General features: G+C 72.8%; 16 protein-coding genes. 3 read left to right on the forward strand and 13 right to left on the reverse strand.

All coding sequences use genetic code 11. The features are described 5' to 3' along the window. The 5 genes from AB0C46_RS00930 to AB0C46_RS00950 all read right to left on the reverse strand — a co-directional run bounded on the left by AB0C46_RS00930 (position 1) and on the right by AB0C46_RS00950 (position 8,970). A complete protein-coding gene (locus AB0C46_RS00930; protein WP_362824665.1) occupies positions 1 to 1,944 on the reverse strand; it encodes a non-ribosomal peptide synthetase in 1,944 nt (647 codons plus the stop codon). Continuing rightward, positions 1,941 to 5,126 (reverse strand): amino acid adenylation domain-containing protein, encoded by a 3,186-nt coding sequence (locus AB0C46_RS00935; protein WP_362824667.1) that lies wholly within the window; start codon positions 5,124 to 5,126, stop codon positions 1,941 to 1,943. The genes AB0C46_RS00930 and AB0C46_RS00935 overlap by 4 nt, the downstream gene beginning before the upstream one ends. Positions 5,127 to 5,276: 150 nt before the next feature. Beyond that, positions 5,277 to 6,575, reverse strand: a complete 1,299-nt coding sequence (locus tag AB0C46_RS00940) for a non-ribosomal peptide synthetase (RefSeq protein ID WP_362824668.1) — start codon at positions 6,573 to 6,575, stop codon at positions 5,277 to 5,279. Positions 6,576 to 6,705: 130 nt separating this feature from the next. Beyond that, a complete protein-coding gene (locus AB0C46_RS00945) occupies positions 6,706 to 8,013 on the reverse strand; it encodes an MFS transporter (RefSeq protein ID WP_362824670.1) in 1,308 nt (435 codons plus the stop codon). A 381-nt stretch (positions 8,014 to 8,394) separates the two neighbouring features. Beyond that, positions 8,395 to 8,970 carry a TetR/AcrR family transcriptional regulator gene (locus AB0C46_RS00950; RefSeq protein ID WP_362824671.1) on the reverse strand — a complete coding sequence of 192 codons (576 nt, stop codon included), beginning with the start codon at positions 8,968 to 8,970 and terminating at the stop codon, positions 8,395 to 8,397. Positions 8,971 to 9,062: 92 nt separating this feature from the next. On the opposite strand from AB0C46_RS00950, the gene AB0C46_RS00955 reads away from it, so the two are divergent. Beyond that, a complete protein-coding gene (locus AB0C46_RS00955) occupies positions 9,063 to 10,202 on the forward strand; it encodes an agmatine deiminase family protein (protein WP_362824672.1) in 1,140 nt (379 codons plus the stop codon). Between the two features lie 16 nt (positions 10,203 to 10,218). On the opposite strand, the gene AB0C46_RS00960 is transcribed toward AB0C46_RS00955, so the two are convergent. The 5 genes from AB0C46_RS00960 to AB0C46_RS00980 are packed head-to-tail and all read right to left on the reverse strand — an operon-like array spanning position 10,219 to position 16,299. Next, complete coding sequence (locus AB0C46_RS00960; RefSeq protein WP_362824673.1) at positions 10,219 to 10,758, reverse strand: nuclear transport factor 2 family protein; 540 nt, start codon at positions 10,756 to 10,758, stop codon at positions 10,219 to 10,221. After that, a complete protein-coding gene (locus AB0C46_RS00965) occupies positions 10,742 to 11,563 on the reverse strand; it encodes a methyltransferase domain-containing protein (RefSeq protein ID WP_362824674.1) in 822 nt (273 codons plus the stop codon). The genes AB0C46_RS00960 and AB0C46_RS00965 overlap by 17 nt, the downstream gene beginning before the upstream one ends. Before the next feature lie 22 nt (positions 11,564 to 11,585). Next, positions 11,586 to 12,917, reverse strand: coding sequence for an MFS transporter (locus AB0C46_RS00970; RefSeq protein WP_362824675.1), 1,332 nt, complete (start codon positions 12,915 to 12,917; stop codon positions 11,586 to 11,588). Continuing rightward, complete coding sequence (locus tag AB0C46_RS00975) at positions 12,914 to 14,929, reverse strand: PEP/pyruvate-binding domain-containing protein (protein WP_362824677.1); 2,016 nt, start codon at positions 14,927 to 14,929, stop codon at positions 12,914 to 12,916. Before AB0C46_RS00975 ends, AB0C46_RS00970 begins: the two co-directional genes overlap by 4 nt. Beyond that, positions 14,926 to 16,299 carry an ATP-grasp domain-containing protein gene (locus AB0C46_RS00980; protein WP_362824678.1) on the reverse strand — a complete coding sequence of 458 codons (1,374 nt, stop codon included), beginning with the start codon at positions 16,297 to 16,299 and terminating at the stop codon, positions 14,926 to 14,928. The genes AB0C46_RS00975 and AB0C46_RS00980 overlap by 4 nt, the downstream gene beginning before the upstream one ends. Before the next feature lie 332 nt (positions 16,300 to 16,631). On the opposite strand from AB0C46_RS00980, the gene AB0C46_RS00985 reads away from it, so the two are divergent. Both AB0C46_RS00985 and AB0C46_RS00990 read left to right on the forward strand, forming a co-directional pair. Next, positions 16,632 to 17,915, forward strand: coding sequence for a PAS domain-containing protein (locus tag AB0C46_RS00985; RefSeq protein ID WP_362824680.1), 1,284 nt, complete (start codon positions 16,632 to 16,634; stop codon positions 17,913 to 17,915). Between the two features lie 163 nt (positions 17,916 to 18,078). After that, on the forward strand, positions 18,079 to 18,480 hold the full coding sequence (locus AB0C46_RS00990; protein WP_362824681.1) for a hypothetical protein: 402 nt from the start codon (positions 18,079 to 18,081) through the stop codon (positions 18,478 to 18,480). A 153-nt stretch (positions 18,481 to 18,633) separates the two neighbouring features. Here AB0C46_RS00990 and AB0C46_RS00995 read toward each other — a convergent pair whose 3' ends face one another. From AB0C46_RS00995 to AB0C46_RS01005, 3 genes are all read right to left on the reverse strand, one after another. After that, the gene (locus AB0C46_RS00995; protein WP_362824683.1) at positions 18,634 to 19,008 is read right to left on the reverse strand and encodes a hypothetical protein; all 375 of its coding nucleotides are present in this window, start codon (positions 19,006 to 19,008) and stop codon (positions 18,634 to 18,636) included. A 213-nt stretch (positions 19,009 to 19,221) separates the two neighbouring features. Further along, complete coding sequence (locus tag AB0C46_RS01000; RefSeq protein ID WP_093635475.1) at positions 19,222 to 20,094, reverse strand: CoA ester lyase; 873 nt, start codon at positions 20,092 to 20,094, stop codon at positions 19,222 to 19,224. A gap of 5 nt (positions 20,095 to 20,099) precedes the next feature. Beyond that, complete coding sequence (locus AB0C46_RS01005) at positions 20,100 to 21,161, reverse strand: CoA ester lyase (RefSeq protein ID WP_362824685.1); 1,062 nt, start codon at positions 21,159 to 21,161, stop codon at positions 20,100 to 20,102. Positions 21,162 to 21,303: the final 142 nt, after the last annotated feature.

Raw genomic sequence — 21,303 nt, forward strand, 5'->3', positions numbered from 1 at the left:
TCAGGCTCCCGCCGGCTGCCGGGCGGCACACCGCTGATCGACGAGCCGGGCCACGGCGCGCAGATCCGGCTGGCGCAGCAGCTCGGGGGCGCGCAGCCGTACCCCGCTCTCCTTCTCGATCACGGTCAGCAGCCGGGCGGCGAGGACTGAAGTGCCGCCGGCCTCGGTGAAGTTGTCGGCCAGGGAGGTCCCGGGCCGGTCGAGCAGATCACGGACGGCGCGCAGCACGAGCCGCTCTCCCGGGGTGGCGCCGGCGGGCGCTTCGCCGTCCGGGGCGGTGCCGCCGTGGCGGGACGCGCCGGAGTCGGCCGCCCGTCGGGTCAGCTCGGCACGGTCCACCTTGCCGTTGGCGTCCAGGGGGAAGGAGCCCACGATCCGTATGTCCGAGGGGACGGCCTGCTCGGGCAGCCAGGTCCGCAGGGCCGGCAGCAGCGCGTCCGCCGTGAGCCCGGCAACGGCAGCCGCCCGTACGTACGCCACCAGGCGGGCCCGGCCGTCGGCGGTGCGCGGCGCGGTGACGACGGCGCTCAGGACCGCCGGGTCCTTCTCGAACGCGGCCTCCACCTCGGCCGGTTCGATCCGGACCCCGCTGATCTTGACCTGGTCGTCGAGGCGGCCGAGGAACTCCAGCGACCCGTCGGCCGCCATCCGCACCCGGTCCCCGGTGCGGTACACCCGCTCCACTCCCGGCAGATCGAGGCCCTCGGGCACGGCGGTGAAGCGGCGTGCGGTTAGCTCGGGATCCAGATAGCCGAGCGCCAGCCCGCTTCCGCCGATGAGGAGTTCGCCCTCCGTACCGCGCTCGACGGGCCGGCCGTCCGCGTCCGCGACGACCACGGTCACGCCCGGTACGGGGTGACCGATCGGCGGCGCGGAGTCCGTGCCCGCCGCACGGTCCGTACCGTGCATGGCGTAGGTGGTGGCGATCACGGTGGCCTCGGCCGGTCCGTAGGCGTTGTGGACGGTGGCGGTCACCTCCGCGCCGGGGCGGCGGCGCATCCGGTCACCGCCGGCCAGCAGATGACGCAGCCTCAGGCCCGGCGGCCAGGGCCGGTCCAGCAGCGGCTCCACCATCGGGGTCGCCGTGACCGCCACCGACACCCCGGCTGTGCGCCACCAGTCGGCGAGCACCACGGAGTCCCAGCGGACCTCGTCCGGCGCGGGCACCAGCGCCGCTCCGGACGTCAGCCCGCCCCACAGCTCCAGCAGATGGGGGTCGAACGCGACGCCGATCAGCAGCGACTGCCGGTCACCGGGGCCGAGACCGGTCGTGGCGCGGTACCAGTCCAGCAGCCCGCCGAGCGCGGGCTCACCGACAGCCACCGCCTTGGGGCGGCCGGTGGAGCCGGAGGTCAGCACGGCGTAGAACGCCCCGGCGGGCGCGGAATGCGCGGTGGCACCGGGCGCGGCGAACGCCGCCACGACCGTGGCGGTGGCATTGGCCCCCTCACCGGGCAGGGCCAGGTCCAGCCGGTCGGCCGTCCGGTGCCGGGGCGGCAGGAGCCCGGGATCGCCGATCAGACAGCCGACGTGCAGATCCTCGGTGACGGCGTCCGTGCGGCGCTCACCGGGGCGGGGCCCCAGCGGCAGATAGACGGCGCCGAGCCTGGCGAGCGCGACGGCGGTCACCACGAGGGCGGCCGACCGGTCGAGGCAGACGCCTACCAGGTCCCCGGGCCGCACCCGGGCGCGCAGCGCCTGCGCGACCCCGTCCGCGGCGGTGCCGATCTGCCGGTACGTCCAGCTGTGGGTCCCGTCGATCACCGCGGGCGCCTCCGGGGAGCGACGGACCCACTCCTCGAAGCGGGCGAGGACTCCGGTGGCGTCGTCGGTGGCGGGCCGGGCGCCGTGGGCGATGCTGAGCGTGCCGGGATGCGGGGTGTGCCGTCCGGCGCCGGCGGCGGTCGTCGGGGCCGCCGTCCGGGCGGTCATCGGCTGGGTCATCGGGACTCCGTCACGGTGGTCGAGGCGGCGGGAACGGGCATGGCGGTGCCGACGGCGGCGAGCGCGGCGGCCTGGTCGGTCAGCACCGGGTTCTGGAACAGCAGCCGCAGGGGCGGACGTTGTCCCAGCCGCGGCTCCAGCCAGGAGGCCAGCTGCGCGGCGAGCAGCGAGTGGCCACCCGCCCGGAAGAAGTCCGAGGACAGGTCGAAACGGCCGTGGCCCAGCGCCTCGCGCCAGCCCTCGACGAGCAGCGCCGTCATCGGATCCGCCGGCTCCACCGGCTGCCCGTCACCGGGCTCCTCGGCGAGGGCGGCAGGTTCCAGCGCGGCGGCGCTGCGGGTCAGCGCGGTCCGGTCCGGTTTGCCGCCGGCCAGCCTCGGCATGACGTCGAGCCGGGCCCAGCGTCCCGGAACGAGGGCGCTCGGCAGCCGTCGGCTCAGCTCCGTGTGCAACGCCTGCTCGTCCCACGGCCCGTCCTCGTCCGCGCTCTCCAGGAAGCCGACCAGCCGGGGATCGCCCGGGGCTTCGCGGTCCAGGACGACGGCGCAGGACCGGCCGCCGAGCGCGGCCGAGGCGGCCGCCTCCACCTCTTCCAGTTCGATGCGGTAACCCCGCAGTTTGACCTGGTGGTCCAGGCGTCCCAGGAAATACAGCAGCCCGTCGCGGCCACGGTAGCCGCGGTCGCCGGTGAGGTAGACCCGCGCACCGCCGAGCGCCTCGATGCGGCGGAACCGGGCGTCGGTGGCCTCGGGGTTGCCGACGTAGCCCTCGGCCAACCCCGCCCCGGCGATGGCCAGTTCGCCGACCGCACCGTCCGGCAGCGGCCGCTGGTGGGCGTCCAGGACGTGGACCCGTTCGCCGGGCAGCTCGGTGCCGAGCGGAATCTCCGCCCCGTCGGTGAGGCCGTCCCGGGTGATCTCGTGGACGGTGGAGCTGACCGCGGCCTCGGTGACGCCGTAGACGTTGAGCACGGTGCTGTCGGTGTCGGCCAGGAACGCCCGCAGCGCGTCCGCCGGGAGGCGTTCACCGCCGAGCACCAGCAGCCGCGGCGCCCAGTGCCCCTCGCGGAGTGCGGGGCGCATCTCCTGACGGGTGGCCAGGAAGTAGCTGGTGGGCAGATTGGCCACGGTGACCCGGGCGGCGACCAGCAGTTCGGCCAGCTCGGTGCCGGTCGGGACCTCGCGCTCGGGGGCGACGAGGCACGCCCCGGCGTACAGCGACGGCAGCACCTCTTCGAGGGCCACGTCGAACGACGGCTGGGCGAACAGCAGCACCCGGTCACCCGCACGCAGGCCGAACCGCCCGGCCACTCCGGTCAGATGGTTCTCCAGCGCCGCGCGGCCGACGGCGACGGGCTTGGGGATGCCCGTCGAACCGGAGGTGTGAATGAGGTACGCGGCACCGGGCACGGCCTCGGCCGCCCGCGCCGGCGGCAGGACCGCGGCGTCGACGGTGGCCGACGGCAGACCGTCGGGAACGGGGACGGCGGCGGCCGCCGAGGTCAGCACCAGCGCCGGGCTCAGCCGCTCCAGCAGCAGCGCCAACCGGGCCGGCGGATCGGACGGCGAGAGCGGGCAGTACACCGCCCGGGTCCGCAGACAGGCCAGCAGCGTCACGACCGAGTCGGCACCCCGGGGCAGCACCGCGGCCACCGGCTGACCGGCGGTCACCCCCGCCGCCAGCAGCCGCTCTGCGAGCGAGGCGACCCGGTCCGCCAGATCGCCGTAGGTGATCCGGCGGGCGCCGATGAGCAGCGCGGGCAGCGAGCGGTCGTGGGCGGTGGCGGGGTCGAGCGGGTCGTGCCGCGGCGCCTGCGGAGCGGCGGCCGGGAGGGCGGGCGGTGCCGGCGGCGGCGCCAGGTCCGCGAGGGCCGTGCCGGGCGCGTCGAGATACGCCCGCAGCAGATCGGCGAACCGCCCGGCCAGCAGCTTGGCCACGTCCTCGCCGAACAGGTCGGCGTCGTAGTCCCAGACCAGCGTCATCCCCGGCGCGCCGTGCCGGGGGCCGATGCCGCGGCGGTCGTCCGGCAGCAGCACCACGTCCAGGTCGAACCGGGTGGTGCCGGTGTTGAAGCCCTCGAACAGGGTGATGTCCAGGCCGGGGACGTCGACGTCGGGCAGTTCGGCGTCATGGGCGCTGAACATCACATCGAACAACGGGTTGTCCGCCCCCGAGGTGTGCAGACCGAGCGCGCGGGTCAGCTCCTGGATCGGCACTTCCTGGTGCGGCAGCGCGCGGATGAGGGTGTCGGTCACCTCGTCCATGGACTCCTCGGCCGGGGCGGCCGGGTCCAGCCGGAGCGGAAGCGGGATGGTGTTGACGAACATGCCCACGGCGTCCTCGAAACCGCGCGGACGGTTGCCCACCGCGGTGCCGATCACCATCTGCGCGCGGCCGCTGTGCCGGCGCAGCAGCTCGGCGAAGAGCCCGAGGAGCGTGGCGAACGGCGTCAGACCACGCGCTCGGGCGTGGGCCCGGAGGCGCTCCGCCAGATCCGCGCCGATCGACTGGCGCAACTGGCCGCCGTGGTGCCGGCGCCGGGCACCGGGCCGGGCCAGACCGGGCAGCGGCAGGTCGTAGGACATCTCCCGCAGTGCCCCGGCCCAGAACTCCAGACCGTCCCGCCGCTCCGCCGACGCCTCGTCCCCGGACCGGGCACGGACATGGTCGGCGTACGAGGGAGCGGGCGGCAGCGCCACCGGCTCGCCCAGGACGCGGCCCCGGTAGACGGTGAACACGTCCCGCAGCAGGATCGCGAACGAGTGGCCGTCATGGATCAGATGGTGTTCGACGTGGATGAGCCGGTGCCGGTCGTCCGCCAGCCGTACCAGCGTCCAGCGCAGCAGCGGCGCCTCGTAGGTGTCGAGCGGGGTCTCCGCCTCGGTGCGCAGCAGCTCCTGGAATGCGGCCTCCGGGTCCGCCGCCCCGCTCAGGTCCACTGTGCGCAGCCGCGGCGCACAGGCCCCGGCGACCCGCTGCCCCGGCATCGCCCCGGCGACGGCGACGAGTTCCAGCCGCAGCCCGGCGTGCCGGTCGAGGGCGGCGGCGAGTCCGTGGCGCAGCGCCTCGGTGTCGAGCGTGCCCCACAGGTCGAGGGCGGCGGTGAAGTTGTAGGCGCGGCTGCCCGGTTGCACCTGTTCGTGCAGCCAGACGATCTCCTGCGAGGAGGAGAGCGGAAGCATGGGCGATCCCTGAGGTTGTCGGGGCGGGTGTGCTCCGGCCGGGGCATGGTCGGGCCCGGCCTGTGGGGTGCGCAGACCGCGCCACGGATCGCGCGGCGGGTCTGGCGGTGTTCGGTGGTCAGGTGCGGGGGCGGGGCCCCCGGGGTGGGGTCAGCCGGCTGTCGGCGCCGGGGTCCGCACGGCGTCGGCGAGGGCCGTGAAGGCGCTCTCGGCGGTGTTGTCGGGGAGGACCGCGCGGTCCCACACCATGTGCAGCCGCAGCTCGGGACCCTGGGTGACGGAGACCGCGAAGGGGCCGCGGACCGCCCTGCCGTCGACGTGGATCTCCCGGCCGGTCACCCCGCCCAGGCGGAGCGGGGGGTGGCGACGGGAGTCGTCGACGGTCAGCATCCCGTCGAGCCGGCCGCTCCAGCCGGAGCCGGCCGCGCGGGCGGCGTGCACCACGGCGTCGAAGGGGGTGGCGGCATGGTCCAGGTCGTCCCACCAGGCAGCTGCCGTCGCGGATGCGCCGGGGGTGTCGTCGCCCGTGGCGGTCGGGAAGACCACCGTGTTGAGGAAGCAGCCGAGGACCGGAGCGGCACCGGCGGGCCGGCCGCCCCACGGGTAGCCGAGCGGCACCACATGGCCCGCTCCGTACAGCACCGCTGCCGCCGCGCGAGCGGCGTTGAGCAGCTCGGGGAAGGGCACCCCGTCGGGGGGCGCGGGCATCCGCAGGCCGGCCGAGCCGGTCGGCAGCGCACCGGGGGAGAGGGGCTCCGGCCGTGCCACCGGGGCCTGTTCGCGTACCGTGCGCAGCCGGTCGCCCCAGTACGCCATGGCCTCCGGCGCACCGGCGCGCTCCTCCGCTTCGAGCTGCCCCAGTACGGCTTCCCGGTAGGCGGTCAGCTCGGCCGCCACGTCGGCGGGGGAGGGGCCGTCGGCGCCGGGACCTTCGTCGTGGCCGGCGCCGAGTTCCCCGACGATCCGGGCCAGCGACTGGCCGTCGCACGCACTGTGGTCCAGTACGACGGCGAGCACCTCCTCCGTACCCTCCGGGCCGTCCGGCACCAGGAACAGCCGCAGCGGTGAGCCGTCCGGCGTCCACTGGCCCAGGGCACGGCGCAGCACGGTGGCCGCGTCCTCGCCGGGCGCGCAGGCCGGCCGGGTCACGGGAACCTGCGGCCGCTCCAGGCGGAGTACGGGGGTGCCGCGCAGCACGGCGGGCCGGCCACGCAGCACGGGGTGCCGGGCGGCGAGACGGTTCGCGGCGGCCGCGAGGCGTACGGGGTCCACCGTGCCGCGCGGAAAGGCGAAGAACATCGGCACGAGATCCGGCCGCCCGGCGGGGTCCATGGCACGCACCAGCGCAAAGCGACGCTGGGCGCCCGTGACGGGCAGCAGGACCGGGGTGCCGTCACCGGCGTCGAGCCGCCGGTAGCGGGCCAGGTACTGGCTCGTGATGCTGAGCACGTGATCCTCTTTGTCGTGACTGATGCGCATCGTCGGAGGTGATGCGGGTGGGAAGGCCGTACGCGGAGACGGGCGGGCGGGGCCGGACGGGTGGGCCGGAGGCGGCGGTTCGGAGGCGGCGGTTCGGCCGTCAGCCGACGGACGCGGGCTCGGCCGGGTCCGCGGAGCCGCCCGGGGCGTCCCCGGCCGCGCCGGCGGCCGGCAGGTCCCGCATCCGGCGCAGCGGGGAGAGCAGCAGCGGCAGCGGTACGACCAGGAATCCGGCCGCGCACCACGCCAGCGCCGTGCGCGCGCCGAACGCATCGGCCAGTGCACCGCCGGCCAGGGCACCGAGCGGCAGCGTGCCCCACATCAGGAACCGCAGGGTGGCGTTCATCCGGCCGAGCAGCCGGGGCGGGCACAGCGCCTGACGGAAGCTCACCTGCGCGACGTTGTAGACGACGGCACCGAAGAAGACCACGCCGGAGCCGACCGCGAACAGCGCGGCGCCCGCGCCGCGCCCGGAAAGCGGCCACAGCAGCGCGAACGGGCCGGTGACCAGCGCGGACAGCCAGATGATCCTGGCCTGGCCGAGGCGGGCGGCGAGCCGGCCCGCACACAGCGCGCCGGTGAGCCCGCCCACCGCGGAGGCGGCCAGAACGAGGCCGACCACTCCCGGCGCCAGCCCGAGCACCCGTACCAGGAAGACGGACTGAGTGGCCATCAGCGTGGCGGTGAAGAAGTTCGCCAGTCCGGTCGTCACCGCGATGACGCGCAGCAGGCGGTGCCCGCACACGAACCGCAGTCCTTCACCGATGTCCTGGCGCAGGGACGAACCCGCGACGCGCGGCGGGCGGCTCTCGGGCTGTTTGATGCCCCACAGGAACAGCGCCGAGAGCGCATAGCCGGCCGCGTCCGCGACGATGGCCAGGGAAGCCCCGAGCAGCTGGACGAGACCGCCGCCGAGCCCGGGACCGGCCACCTGCGCCGACGAACGGATGGTCTCCAGCGCCCCGTTGCCCGAGACCAGATGGTCCTTGGGCAGCAGCTGGGGCAGGAAGCTCTGGTGGGCCACGTCGAAGAAGACGGTCGCCACGCCGGTGACCAGGGCGACGAGATACAGCTGCGCCATCGTCAGCGCACCGGCGACGGCGGCCAGGGGGATGCTCGCCATCGCCAGGGCCCGTACCACATCGGCCCGGATCATCAGCGGCAGCTTGCGCATCCGGTCGACCCAGGCCCCGGCGGGCAGCCCGACCAGCAGGAACGCGGCGGTCTCCGCGGCCGTGAGCAACCCCACCTGGAAGGCCGGGGCGTTGAGCTCGAGTACCGCGACGAGGGGCAGGGCGACCAGGGTGACCTGAGCGCCGAGTTGTCCGGCCGCGGCACCGGCGAGCAGAAGACGGAAGTCGCGCAGGCGCAGGGGGCCGCTGGCCGCGGGTCGGGGTATGGCGGGCATGCGAAGGACCATGGCTGAGCGGTCGATCAGTGGTCAAAAGCCAATGCACACTTTCGGTCGGCTTTCTTCACCATTTACCCACCAAGACAGAAAATTTTTCGTCAGATCCTGGCAATCGCCGGAGGGTTGCCACCTGCTGCGCCCCTGGCGAGCGAGGAAAGCCGTGGTGGTCGCAGGGAGAGACCGGGTGATCGTGCGCAGAGCGTTACGTGCCGGACTCCGACCGAAAACAGCCGCTGATGTCCGCTTATTCACCGAAGCGCTGAGTTCATCCGCTATGGCATCCGCCCCGACGCCACAGCCCTGCCGTGGCGGGGCTGCTCGTCTGCGCAGACACGGGTGCCCCCGCCGCTCCCCGAACAACCGCGGCCACAAGGCCCGTCAGAGCGGCCGGAGTTCCGTCTCGACGGCGCCGCGGAGCAGCTCGTGGGCCCGCTGGAGCGAGGTGGTGCCGCTCAGCCAGCGTTCGCTCAGCCCCTCGACCAGCGCGGTGAGCCGCTCGGCCGCCGCATAAGGGTCGGTCCCGGACCCGCCCGGCGCCGCCTCCTGGGCCCGGCGCAGCAGCCCGGCGAGATCCTCCACCCAGGAACGGGTCGCTGCGGACAGCAACTCCCGCAGGTCCGGGTCGAAGACGGCGCTGGCCCGCAACTCGCCCCAGGCCGCGCTGTTCTCCCTGACCTGGGGGGCGTCCTGCAGCTCCAGCAGCAGCATCTCGGTGAGCTGCACACGGGGATCGTCGGAGGCGTCCAGTGCGGCGTCGGTGTAGCGGACCGCCCGCCGGCTGATGAACTCCAGTGTGCGGCGCAGCAGTCCGGCGCGATCCTTGAAGTGGTAGTAGATCAGTGCGGTTGAGACGGCGGCCTCCGCGGAAACTTCCTCGACACGCAGCCCGCGGACGCCGCGCCGGGCGATCAGCCGGGCGGCGGCTTCGAGGATCTGGGTGGGCCTGTCCGGCATCGAATGCTCCCGCTGTCCGAAGAAATCAAGGTGGCTCGGGTCCGATCATGCCCTACCATCGTCCTGACCAAATTTTCAGTCAGGAGCTGATCGTGGACATATCCCGACGTCAGACACTGCAAGCGGCGGCCGTCGCCGCCCTCGGGGGAGCCTTGAGCGGCTGCGGCACACCGGACAGCGGCGGGCCCGCGCCGCGGGAGGCCGGCGCCGCACCCGCGGCGGCGCGGTCGGGCGGCGGCGGGCGGCTGCCCGACGAGGCGCATCCGCACGAGGCGACCTACATGTCCTGGCCCGGCCGGCGGGTCTGGGGGCCGGACACCGCGGGAGCGCGCGCCGACATCGCCCGACTCGCCCGGACCATCGCCGAGTTCGAGCCGGTGCGGCTGCTGGCCGGCGGCCGGGAGGCGAAGGCCGCACAGCGGGCCTGCGGGTCCGGGGTGGAGGTCGTCCCGACCCCGGTGGACGACCTGTGGATGCGCGACACCGGACCGGTCTTCGTCCTCGGCCCCGACGGCGTCGCCGGAGTCGACCTCAACTTCAACGGCTGGGGCGGCAAGCAGGAGCACGGCCACGACCGCCGGGTCGCCCGCGCGATCCTGGCCGACGGGCGGCTGCCCAGGATCAAGGCCCCGATCACCGGTGAGGGCGGGGCGGTGGAGGGCGACGGCCAGGGCACCCTGATGGCGGCCGAGAGCTCCCTGGTCAACGACAACCGCAACCCCGGCAGGTCCCGCGCGCAGATCGAGCAAGCGCTCAAGGACCTGTTCGGTGCCACGACGGTGATCTGGGTGAAGGGCGTCAAGGGCGAGGACATCACGGACTACCACATCGACGCGCTGGCACGGTTCTCCGCACCCGGCGTCGTGGTGCTCAGCACCCCCGCGAAGAACGCCCCCCGCGATGTCTTCACCGGCGCCTACGAACAGGCCCGCAAGGTCCTGGAAGGGGCCGTCGACGCCCGCGGGAAGCGGCTGGAGGTCGTCGAACTGCCCGAGCCGGCCGACATCGGGCGGCGCGGGGAGGGGTTCCTCGCCTGCTACGTCAACTACTACGTCGCCAACGGCGCGGTCATCATGCCCCGCTTCGGCGACCGGAAGGCCGACAGCAGGGCGGCAGCCATCCTGCGGGAGCAGTACCCGGGGCGGGAGATCGTGCAACTGCCCGTCGACACCATCGGCGAGGGCGGCGGCGGTATCCACTGCTCCACCCAGCAACTCCCCAAGGCGGGCTGACGCTCACCGGACCGGCTCAGCCCCGCCCACCGCGTCCCGCCAGCTGATTGAGCGGGCCGTCCGCCAGCGTCGCGCGCTGATCCACCACGACCGGCAGCCGCGCCATCGTCTCCGCCGAAAGGAGCCCGGTCTGGCCGAGGACCGCGGCCTGGTCCCAGTAGATGTGCTCACGGGAGATCAGCGGCCCGTCGAACGACACCACGGCGATGACCGGGATCTCGACGGGCCGCCCGGTCGGCGGCACCCCGGGAAGGATCCAGGGCACCGCCACGTCATGGGTGAACGAGACCAGCATCTCGTCGACGAGCCGCGACGCTCCCGTGGTCCGGGTCAGCGGTGCGAGGGTGAAATCCGGTGGGTTGTGGCCCACGAACCAGCGGCGGTAGAAGTGCCGCACGGACGCCCTGCCGCGGGCGCCCATGGCCGTGGGCACATGCAGCACCTCCGGGGCGTCGGACATGGTGGCCATCGTCGTGTCGAGATCGAGGGTGCGGAACTCGCTGCGGGTGTGCAGCTCCCATACCCGCTCCAGTTCCCGGTCAGAGATGCTGGTCATGGCCGGCCTCCTCGGTCCGCCAGCCCCACGCGGTGAGCATCCCGGGGGAGAGGCCGGCGCACTCGTCCGACGACAGAGCACGCCTGGCCCGCTCGATCTGTGCCTCGTCCACCTGCCCCGTCGCGAGCATGGCGCCCCGCGCCCGGTCCCACGTATCGGCCCAGAAGCCGCTGAGCGGACTGCCCGGCACCAACGGGGGCACGTGGATCTCGGCGGCCACCCGGTGCAGGCCCTCCTCCCGCAGCAGGTACGGATAGTCGGGAACCCAGGAGATGTCCGTGCCGATGGACTCCCGGAGCCCCTGCCACATCGCGCGCATGACCGTGGTGTACGGAGTGGCCGGCGCCCCGGCGGTCGTCAGGTCCACGGCGTCGCTGAGCACCAGCACACCACCGGGCGCGACCAGCGAACCCAGCTTGGCGATCAGGCGGCGCCACGCGCGCAGATGCATCAGCACGAACCGTGCGTGGACCAGCTGGAACCGGCCGGGGTCGAAGTCCGGCGCGGTGATGTCGGCGGTCAGCGTCGACAGCCCCGGAGTCCGGTCGGCGTCCAGCGACCGGGTGTCACGGTCGACCGCGAGGACCGCCGTGACACCGGCCGACTCCAGCAGCCATCGCGCGACCGTGCCGGTGCCCGCACCCACGTCCAGGCAGTGCCAGCCGGGCCCGGCGCCCAGCGCCGCCAACCGGGCGGTGCTCACCTCGTCGTAGGCCAGCGCGCCCAGATCGATACGGCCGGCCTCGCCGGTCTCTTCCGGGCGGAACAGGCCTTCGCCGTAGCGCCCGGCTTCCGTACCCCGCACGTCCCCAGTATGACGGTGCCGCTCAGGGGTTTCCTGCTGTGGTGACCAGCTCCGTGGCCGGCTCCGGCGCCGGCGGTTTCCGGCGCCGGCCCGGGGCACGCCGCAGGACCAGCTGCAGGAGCACCATCACCACCCCGGTCACCAGCGCGCTGTGCCACAGCAGCGCGTCCAGCCGGCCCGCCGAGAGATAGGCCCCCGCGGCCACGGCCGCCAGCGCACACACGCCCCGGTCCACGATGCTCTCGACGGACAGCAGCGTGGCCCGTGGAGCTCCCGCCGGGATGGCGTCGTTCACCAGCTTGCGCTGGAGCGGATAGGCGAAACCGGTGACCGCGGCGAACAGGCACAGCAGGGCGACCACGGTCCACGGCCCGCCCAGGGTGCTGCCCGCCAGCGTGCCCGCCATCGCCAGGCTGAGCAGCGACACCCAGGCCACCGGGGACAGCCGGGAGCCGAGCCACTGCGGACGGGCCGAGGCCACCGCCTCCGCGACGGTCATCGCGGCCAGCACCCCGCCGTGTGAACCCTCGGGGATGCCGTGGTCCAGCAGCACCGGCTGGAAGAGGTTGACCTGGCAGATACGGGAGAGCGTGAAGACCGCGACGCCCTGCACCATGAGCAGCGCGAGCCAGGGGGTGGCGCACACCCAGCGCAGCGCCGAGGTGGCGTCGCGCAGGAACGCCGGCCCGCCCCGCGAGCTGCCCTTGGTGCCGCCCGGGCCGCCGCTCCGGGCCGCGGCCTGCCGCGGCAGCACCACGGCACAGACGAGCGAGCCCGCCGCGCTCGCGGCGCTCAGCACATACGGCGTGGCGTGCGCGACGGCCATCAGCGGACCGACCAGCGGCCAGCACAGCACCTTCGCCGCCAGACCCAGCGCCCGCGCCTGCCCCTCCGCCTTCAGATAGTGCTCTCCCGCGCCCTCGGCCTGCAGGCCGTCGTAGAGATAGGCGCTGGCGGCACCGGAGGTCAGCGAGCGGCCGGCGGCGATGGCCAGGAAGTGCACGAGGAAGCCGGTGTAGCTGGGCGAGAGGACCGGTGCCAGGTTCGCCGCGGTCATCACGACGGCACCGGCCCGCAGACAGTTGCGGGCACCGATACGGTCGGCCACCATCCCGGTCGGGATCTCGAAGAGGCAGAACGCGACGTAGTAGATGCTCTGGATGCCGAAGATCTGCCCGTCGGAGAGCCCCGCCTCCCGCTGGTAGGCATAGAAGACCGGCATCCACCACAACAGGTTGAAGAGCAGTTGGAAGCCGTTGTTCAGCCGGATGATCCGGCGGGCCCGTGGTGTTAGGGGCGCGCCCGCGGCCCGGGGCCGGCGGGCGCGCAGCGGGCCGGTGAACCGGCGGATCACAGCGCGTAGGGGCGGATCTGGACCAGGCGGAAGTCCCCCTGATCGGTCATCAGCCATTCGATGTCGAGCGGATGGTCCACATCGTTCTCGCTGAAGTGGGACTGCAGCAGCCGCCCGGTCAGGGCCAGCCGCGCCAGCTTGTCCCGGGTGCCGTCGGGCAGGTCCTGGCCGGACGAGCCGAGCGCGACGGTACGGCCGCCGCCCTCCACCGTGTTGTACAGGTACTGCAGCGGCAGCGTCGTACCGTCGACGACCGTCTCGGGCGACCCGGGGGAGCAGTTGAGGTAGACATTGCGGAAGTCCTCGCGCCTGGTCGGGTTGCAGGTCACCAGGACACCGCCGAGATCCGCGGGCACATACTCCTGGATGATCACGCCCATATAGGTGTCGTCGAGGGAGATGCCCGCCTGGTGGCGCAGCCGGACACTGCGCGGTGACAGCAGGGAGGCCCACACCTGGCGTACCGCGTCCAGGAGTTCGTCCGCGCCGTGGACGGTGGTGACCGATTCGTAGACCCCGGCCGCGGAGAACCCGGGAAGGTCCTCGGCGTTGGAGGAGGAGCGCACCACGAGCCGGTTGCCGGCGTCCGGACCGCCGGGCAGGGCCTGGGTGATCTGGCGGGTCACGTCCTCGGGCAGCGGGGTGTTCCGGATGAGGCTTTGCAGATGCAGACAGAGCGCGTCCAGCACATCGAGGGCGTCGAGTTCGAGCGCCATCTTGAGCTTGCCGAGGCCCTGTTGCACGGCCGGCGAGGACGTCAGGAAGCGGTGCTGCAGGGCGAAGGGGAGAGCGATCCCGTCGGGCGCCGCGATCACCTCGGCCGCGAAGTCGGCCGCCAGGCACCGCAGTTCCGCGGGCGTCGCGTCCTTGGTGCCGAGGCGGGCCGCGAGGTGGCCGTAGAGGTCGGCGCGGGGCGGCCTCGGCCGCCCGTAGAAGGCGGTGAGATCGGCGCTGCGGCTGTCGAGGACGTGATGGAGCTCTCCGAGGTTGGCGGCCTTGGTCCCGTACCGGTCCTGGTCGGCGCGGCGCAGCCGGTGCAGCCACAGCGCGGGCACGTCCTCCAGCAGCGGCGGTTCCATCCGGATCCGCTGCTGGTGCCAGGCCGGGGCATCCAGCGTCGGGGCGTGGGTCAGCGGGACGAGGGTGATCTCGTCGTCCTGTACCCGGTAGCGGACCCAGGCGCCGTCCAGGACGTCCGCGTCGACGAGGCGCTCCAGATCGCGGACGATCGCATTGGGGATGCCCCAGCCGGAAGCGAGGACATTGGTGTGCGAGAGCGGTGTGCCCGGTGAGGTGTTGAGGAAGCCGGCCACCCGCGGCACATCGTCCGGCAGACACGGCATGGCCACGATGTCGGACCAGCCGAGCCCGTCGGCCGCGGCCGCGTACTCCTCCAGGGTCCGGAAGTAGCGGAGCCGGCCGACGGCCTCCCCCGGGTTGAGCGGGGTACGGGTGCGGTTGCCGAAGAGCTGATGGCCGAGGATCCGCGGCACCCGTACGTCGCTGATCGCGGCGAGTTCGTGCTCCTGCCCGTGGTTCGCCGGCTTCAGCAGCAGCGGCAGGCGGCCGTCGACCCGATGACGGACGAAGGTGTAGAACTCCTCGAGCAGCCGGCCGTGCATGGTGTCGGCCTCGGTGGTCTCCAGGACGAGGAAGGGCCGCTCCCGGCCCTCGGCGTCCTCGTCGGTGTGCAGGGAGAGCACACCCAGCAGGAAGCGGCGCTCGGGGTCCATGTAGACCGAGGCGTTGAAGGCGTCCAGGCAGGAGTCCAGCGCCGCCAGTTCCATGCCGAGGACGCGGGTGGCGATGTAGTTGACATGGAAGGGGTGGACGGCGGTGTCCAGCAGATGCCAGGTGTCCTCGACCCGGTCCACCACGACCTTGAGGTACGGGTGACCGGCCAGGACCCCGGACAGGGTGCGGAAGAGCGGCAGGGAGAGGTTCTCACCGATGACGGTGCGGTCGGCGACGGGGCCCGGCGCGCCGGAGGGCAGAACGGCGGTGGTGGTCATGAGCGCACCTCCGTGGTGCCGGCCGTGGGGAGGATCCGCGGCAGGGCGTCCACCAGGGTCCGGAAGTCGCGGATCACGGTCTCCGGATCGGTGGCGGACAGCAGGCACAGCGCCGCCATGGTGTTGGCGCCCGCGGCCGGGTCGTACACCGGCACCGCCGTTCCATCCGGGAGCGAGTTCTCGGCCACCACGGACAGCCGGCTGCCCGCGCTGACGGCCACGGTGTCGCGCACCGTCGGGAAGTCCCACACCCGCCGGTCCGGCCAGGCGTCACCGGCGCTGTCGACGGCCAGGACGACCAGCGAGCCGGCCGCACCGTCCGCCTCCTGCGGCGTGCGGGCCTCTGTGGGCCAGGCGACAGGGCGCCCCAGCAGATGGTCGGTGAGCATGCCGATGAGGTCCAGGCCGAAGACCTCCTCGATCTGCGGGACGGTCATCGCCCCGCCGAACCGGGCGGCGGTCTCGATCACCCACATCTGCCCGTCGGCGCCGAGCTTGATCTCGGTGTGCGTACCGCAGTTCTGCAGCCCCAGTGCATCGACGGCCTCGCGCGCCAGGGCCACGATGCGCCGCTGGGCGTCGTGCGGCAGCGCCGCGGGGGTGATGCCGGCGCGTTCGGTGAACGGTTCCACCGTCGGCATCCGCCCGCTGAGACAGACCGGACGGAAGTCGCCGTCCACGACGGCGCCTTCGACGCTGACGTAGTCGCCCCAGCCCTCCTGGTCGAACCACTCCGCAGCAGTGCCCGGCACGATCTCCTCGACGAGGAAGTCCGCCCCGGCACCGGCCACATGGAGCTCGGCGTAGCCCAGTTGCGCGGACTCGGCCATCACCTCCCGCGCCCGTTCCCAGGCCGCCGGCACGTCGTCGGGGGTGCGGAGGATCCGGTGTGCGGTGGAGCCGGCGCTCCAGGCGGCCTTGAGCAGCAGGGGGAAGCGGAGCGCGGCGGCCGCGTCGTGCAGATCCCGTTCCGTGGCGACCGGGCGGAACCGGGGCTGGGAGATGCCCCGCTCCTGCCAGGTGCGCCGCATCATCCGCTTGTCGCGGGCCAGGGCACAGGAGCCGCCCGCCCCGGCGAGGCCCAGCTTCTCGCAGGCCTCCGCGACCGCGACGACCGCGTACTCGGAGAAGGTGACGACCGCGTCCGCGCCCACCGCCTGGGCCCGGGAGACGATCAGGGACACCAGGTCGTTCCGCTCGGACGCGGCGGGGCACAGCACCGAAGCGCACAGCCGGTCCGCGGACGCGGCCACGGTGGGAGGGAGCGCGCTGAGCGCCAGCAGGTGCACTGCCGACCGTGCGGCGACCCGTGACAGGGCGTACCCCAAGGGCGGTCCACCCTTGGCATACACGAACAGCACCTTGCTCACTGGAATCCGACTCCTTTTCAACTGGGAACCATCGGAACGGCTGACAACGCCCGGCCCCCCGGGATCCGAACGCCTTCCCTCAAGCGAAGCAGCCGTGCGGCCCACCGTTCCCCTCATCGGCCCGCAACCGCTCAGGCAAATGCCAGAGTTGTGGATACCGTCAGGCCGTCGTGAAGGTTCCGTGATGCCGTATGGCGGCAGCAGTGCCACCGAGGCGCGCGGACATCGCCAGATCGGCCGAGAACCGGGCATGCCGCCCGACGCCGGGGGATACGCATGGCGATGGCGCGCCGTCCGAACCCGTTGAACTCTTCACCGTAAAGGGGCCCGTCGTGGACGAGACCAGTCTGAAGTCGCTGCTCGAACACCTTCCGGTGTCCTGGTGGGAGGCCGACCGTGAGCTACGGGTGATCGACAGCGGGGGCGGTGCCTTCGATGACACGGTGACGGCCCAGCGGTTCCTCGACACCGTGCGCAAGGAACTCCCCGGGCCGGCCGCAGCACCCGAAATCAGCCATTGGCAGGCACAGTTCGACGGTCGTGTCTTCGATGTGAACTGGCCCCTCGGCGTGCCCCGGCAGGGCCGCTCCCGAGGACTGGCGGTGGAGGTCGGCCCCCGTACGTCCGGCCCCCGCCGCTATGACGCCTTCGCGGACCTCGCCCCCGCCGCGGCCTTCATCCGGGACGCGAACGGGCGCTACCTCTGGGCGAACCACGCCTACGCCCATCTGTACGGCACCACACCGGAGCACATCATCGGCAAGGACGTCGCCGCTGTCGACGGACCGGCCGACGCCGCGCAGGTCCTGAGCCTGGACCGGGAGGTCCTCGACCGCGGCAAACCCGTCCGGCACACCCTCACCTACCACCGCTTCGACGGCACCGGCGGGCAGGCGGTCGGCCACCGCTTCCCCGTCCGGGAAGGAAGCCAGACCTGCGTGGCGGGCATCTACATCGACATCAGCGACTACACCCGCGCCCTGCGCCAGCGCCGGGAGGCCGAGGAGAACCTCCATGCGCTGCGCGATCACAGCGGGCTGCCGTGCGCCCTGATCTCCGCGGGCGGACGGATCCAGCAGGCCAGCGCCGCGGCCGCCGAACTGCTGCAGACCCGGCTCTCCGACCTCGTCGGCCGCCGCGTGCACACCGTGCTCGGCCCGGCCCCGGAATTACGGGGTCTGCACCGCAGCTGGCTCGATCTGATAGCGCGCCGCAGCCGGCGCATCCAGACCACCGTGGTGCTCGTGGACGCCCGCGGTCACCAGCGCCGCGCCCGGCTGCATCTGACGACGGTGGGCCGGAGTGCGGACCGTGCCACCAGCGTCTGGGCGGTCATCACCCACCAGGGGCTCGCCCACGAGCCCCATCCGCAGCTGACGGCAAGCCAGGTCCGCATCCTGTCCCTGCTGGCCGCCGGCCACAGCAATGCGGAGATCGCCACCTCGCTGCACCTCTCCCGGCAGACCGTCGACTACCACCTCAGCCGGCTGCGCGACCTCCTGGACGCCCCGACCAGACCCGCCCTGGTCGCGCGCGCCTATGTCCTGGGCATCCTCGCGCCCCAGGCCTGGCCGCCACGCTCGGCGACGGCCTGTCATCCGCACAGCGTCACCTGACGATCCTGCCGCCGTCGTCCCCCGGGGCTTGGGCCACCCGGCTGATTGTGGCCGCCGGGGGTTTTGCTCCCCGCGGGTTGAACGCCGTTGCGGGCCGGCCGCGGCAGCACGATACGTCTGGCATCAGAAGGATGAAGAGGCGAGGAGCGTCGTGAGAAGAATCATGCAGACGGGAACTGTCGTCGGGGCGTGCGGGCTGGTGCTGTTCGGCGGCGGCATGGCTCAGGCGGTGACCCTTCCGGACTCTCTGCTCTCCGCGGTGGCGGACGCCGATGTGGGCACCGTGACCGGCACGGTCAACGGGGTGGTCTGCAACAACCGCCTGGGCCAGATCCACTTCCGGTCGCCGGTGCTGGCGTCCCCCCACGCCTGTGTGAACGGGCCGGTGCACAGCGGCAACAGCCTGAACAGCGGCAACTTCATCAACCACGGGAACCCGAACAACAGCGGGAACCTCTCCAACACCAACGGAACCACCAACGGCGCCAACTCCGTCACCGGTGCTTCGTCGGGCAGCGGCAACAACATCCAGCGCGTCCTCGGGCTCGGACTCTTCCACCACTGATCCGGACCCGGTCGACACCGCGCCGACGGATACGGCACCGCGCCGGCCGTCCGGCGATCGCCCGGCACGCTCGACGGGCGGCCGTCGTCGCCTCTGACCCGCTCCGGCCCCGGAATGCCCGGGGCCGGAACGGCTCAACGCACCCGCACCGTCTCAGGTGCGGTGGTGATGGTGGATGTGCTGCTCGTTGTTGCCGGACTTGGTCGCCGTGCCGGTCGTGCCGCCCGTGTTGTCGTTGGTGTTGGCGTTGGTGTTGGTCGGGCTACCGCTGTTGCTGATGGTGCCGCCGGAGACATGAACGTTCTGCGATCTCCTGGGATTTCCGCTGAGCACCGGCCCGTTGATACAGAATCTGGCCCGGTGCGCGCAGCGGAATCTGGCGTCGAAGCGGGCGACGGTGTCGCTGTTCGAGACGCCGTCGCCACCGGACGACTCGGCCCACGCCAGGGTGGGCGAGACCGTACCGGCGGCCAGGAGCAGACCGCAGGCTCCTGCCATCACGACATTGACGCGTGCCGAATTCTTCACTGTGTGCTCCTGCGCTCATGGTTGGTACCCGGGGATCTTGCTATCCCGGATGCCCCTTACCACCAAGCCTGAGCAACGGCCAGTCCTGAGTATTCACCCTGTCTGATTATGGGATTCACCGTGACGGCCCTGGAGCCGCGCCGCCCTTCCCGCGGCCCGCAGGAAGGGCGCGCGCTCCCAGGGCCAGTCCGGCCATGATCCGCCGGACAGGCCCTAACGTCCGGCGATCGCCTCGGCGAGGGCCAGGATCCGGCGGGCGTCCTCGACATGCAGGTTCTCGATCATCCGGCCGTCGACGGTGACCACGCCGCGCCCTTCGCGGGTGGCTTCGTCGAACGCGTCGATGATCTTCTGCGCGCGGGCGATCTGGTCGGCGGACGGGGCGAAGGCCCGGTTGCACGGTTCGACCTGCGACGGATGGATGAGCGTCTTTCCGTCGAACCCGAACTGCCGGCCCTGCACACACTCGGCCTCGAAGCCCTCGGCGTTCTTCACGTCGTTGTAGACGCCGTCCAGGATCGCCTTGCCGGTGTCACGGGCCGCCAGCAGCGCCAGGGACAGTCCGGTCAGCAGCGGGGCCCGGCCGGGCACATGCTCGGCGTGCAGCTCCTTCGCCAGGTCGTTGGTGCCCATCACCAGCACGGTCAGCCGTTCGCTGGCGGCGGCGACCGCACGGGCGTCCAGCATCGCGCGCGGTGTCTCGACCATGGCCCAGATCGCCGTACGGTCCGGAGCACCGGCGGCCTCAAGAGCGCGCTCGACCTCCCGCACGGTGTCGGCGGAGTCCACCTTGGGCACCACCACGGCGTCCGGACCGGCCTCGGCGGCGGCCCGGAGGTCGTCGGCGTGCCAGGCGGTGCCCGGGCCGTTGACCCGGATCGTCACCTCCCGGTAGCCGTATTCCCCCGAGGCCGCGGCGGCCGCGACCCGCTTGCGGGCGTCGGCCTTCGCATCGGGGGCGACGGCGTCCTCCAGATCGAGGATCAGCGCGTCGGCGGGGAGGGACTTGGCCTTTTCCAGGGCGCGTTCATTGGCACCGGGCATGTAGAGCACGGAGCGGCGCGGCCGCAGGATCGCGTCGGACACGGGTCTTACTCCTTCTCGGCCGCGGCGTAGGCGTCGCGCAGCTCGGGGTCGCGGGCGGCAAGGGCGTCGGCGAGTTCGGCGACCACCTGGCACTGCTTGTACGTGGCGTCGTCCTGCATCTTGCCGTCGATCATCACCGCGCCGGTGCCGTCGCCCATCGCCTCGATGACCCGGCGGGCCCAGGCGACATCGGCGGGGGCGGGCGAGAAGACCTTCTTGGCGATGGCGATCTGCACCGGGTGCAGGCTCCAGGCGCCGACACAGCCCAGCAGGAAGGCGTTGCGGAACTGGTCCTCGCAGGCGGTGATGTCCTTGATGTCGCCGAACGGCCCGTAGTACGGCAGGATGCCGTGCGCCGCACAGGCGTCGACCATGCGCGCGAGGGTGTAGTGCCACAGATCCTGCTGGAAGGTGGCCCGCGGCGCGGCGCCGTCCGGGCCGTGCGGGTCCTCCCGGACCAGGTATCCGGGGTGACCGCCGCCCACCCGGGTGGTCTTCATCCGGCGGCTGGCGGCCAGGTCGGCGGGGCCGAGCGAGATGCCCTGCATCCGGGGGCTGGCTCCGGCGATCTCCTCGACATTGGCGACGCCGGTGGCAGTCTCCAGAATCGCGTGCACCAGGATCGGCCGTCGGATCTGTGCCTTCGCCTCCAGCTGGGCGAGCAGCCGGTCCACGTAGTGGATGTCCTCGGCGCCCTCGACCTTCGGCACCATGATCACGTCCAGCCGGTCGCCGATCTCGCCGACCAGCGTCAGCAGATCGTCCAGCGCCCACGGTGAGTCCAGGCTGTTGATCCGGGTCCACAGCTGGGTCTCGCCGAAGTCCGTGGCCTTGGCGATCTTCACCAGGCCCGACCGGGCGGCTTCCTTGCGGTCGGCGGCGACCGCGTCCTCCAGATTGCCGAGCAGCACGTCCACGGTGGGCGCGATGGCCGGCACCTTGGCGGCCATCTTCTCGTTGCCCGGGTCGAAGAAGTGGATCATCCGGGACGGCCGGAACGGTACCTCGCGTACCGGTGTGGGCGCCCCGACGGCCAGCGGGCGGAAGAAGTCCTTCGGGGAACGCATGCAGTCTCCCTGGTCGGCTCGGAGGGCAGGCCACCGCCGGTGCCCGGCGGCGCCATTGCGGCCCTCACTCTAGGCCCGCCCCGCGGCAACACTACTGACCAGTACGTGTGCCGTTGGTCACCGTCGGCAAGGGTGCGCGCAT

This window comes from Streptomyces sp. NPDC048637, assembly GCF_040650675.1.
GTDB lineage: Bacteria > Actinomycetota > Actinomycetes > Streptomycetales > Streptomycetaceae > Streptomyces.

Excerpts from the sequence above, each read along its gene's own strand:
- AB0C46_RS00950 (WP_362824671.1), bottom strand. The coding sequence starts at position 8,970 with ATGCCGGACAGGCCCACCCAGATCCTCGAAGCCGCCGCCCGGCTGATC.
- AB0C46_RS00960 (WP_362824673.1), bottom strand. The coding sequence starts at position 10,758 with ATGACCAGCATCTCTGACCGGGAACTGGAGCGGGTATGGGAGCTGCAC.
- AB0C46_RS00935 (WP_362824667.1), bottom strand. The coding sequence starts at position 5,126 with ATGCTTCCGCTCTCCTCCTCGCAGGAGATCGTCTGGCTGCACGAACAG.
- AB0C46_RS00930 (WP_362824665.1), bottom strand. The coding sequence starts at position 1,944 with ATGACCCAGCCGATGACCGCCCGGACGGCGGCCCCGACGACCGCCGCC.
- AB0C46_RS00975 (WP_362824677.1), bottom strand. The coding sequence starts at position 14,929 with ATGACCACCACCGCCGTTCTGCCCTCCGGCGCGCCGGGCCCCGTCGCC.
- AB0C46_RS01005 (WP_362824685.1), bottom strand. The coding sequence starts at position 21,161 with ATGCGTTCCCCGAAGGACTTCTTCCGCCCGCTGGCCGTCGGGGCGCCC.
- AB0C46_RS00990 (WP_362824681.1), top strand. The coding sequence starts at position 18,079 with ATGCAGACGGGAACTGTCGTCGGGGCGTGCGGGCTGGTGCTGTTCGGC.
- AB0C46_RS00945 (WP_362824670.1), bottom strand. The coding sequence starts at position 8,013 with ATGCCCGCCATACCCCGACCCGCGGCCAGCGGCCCCCTGCGCCTGCGC.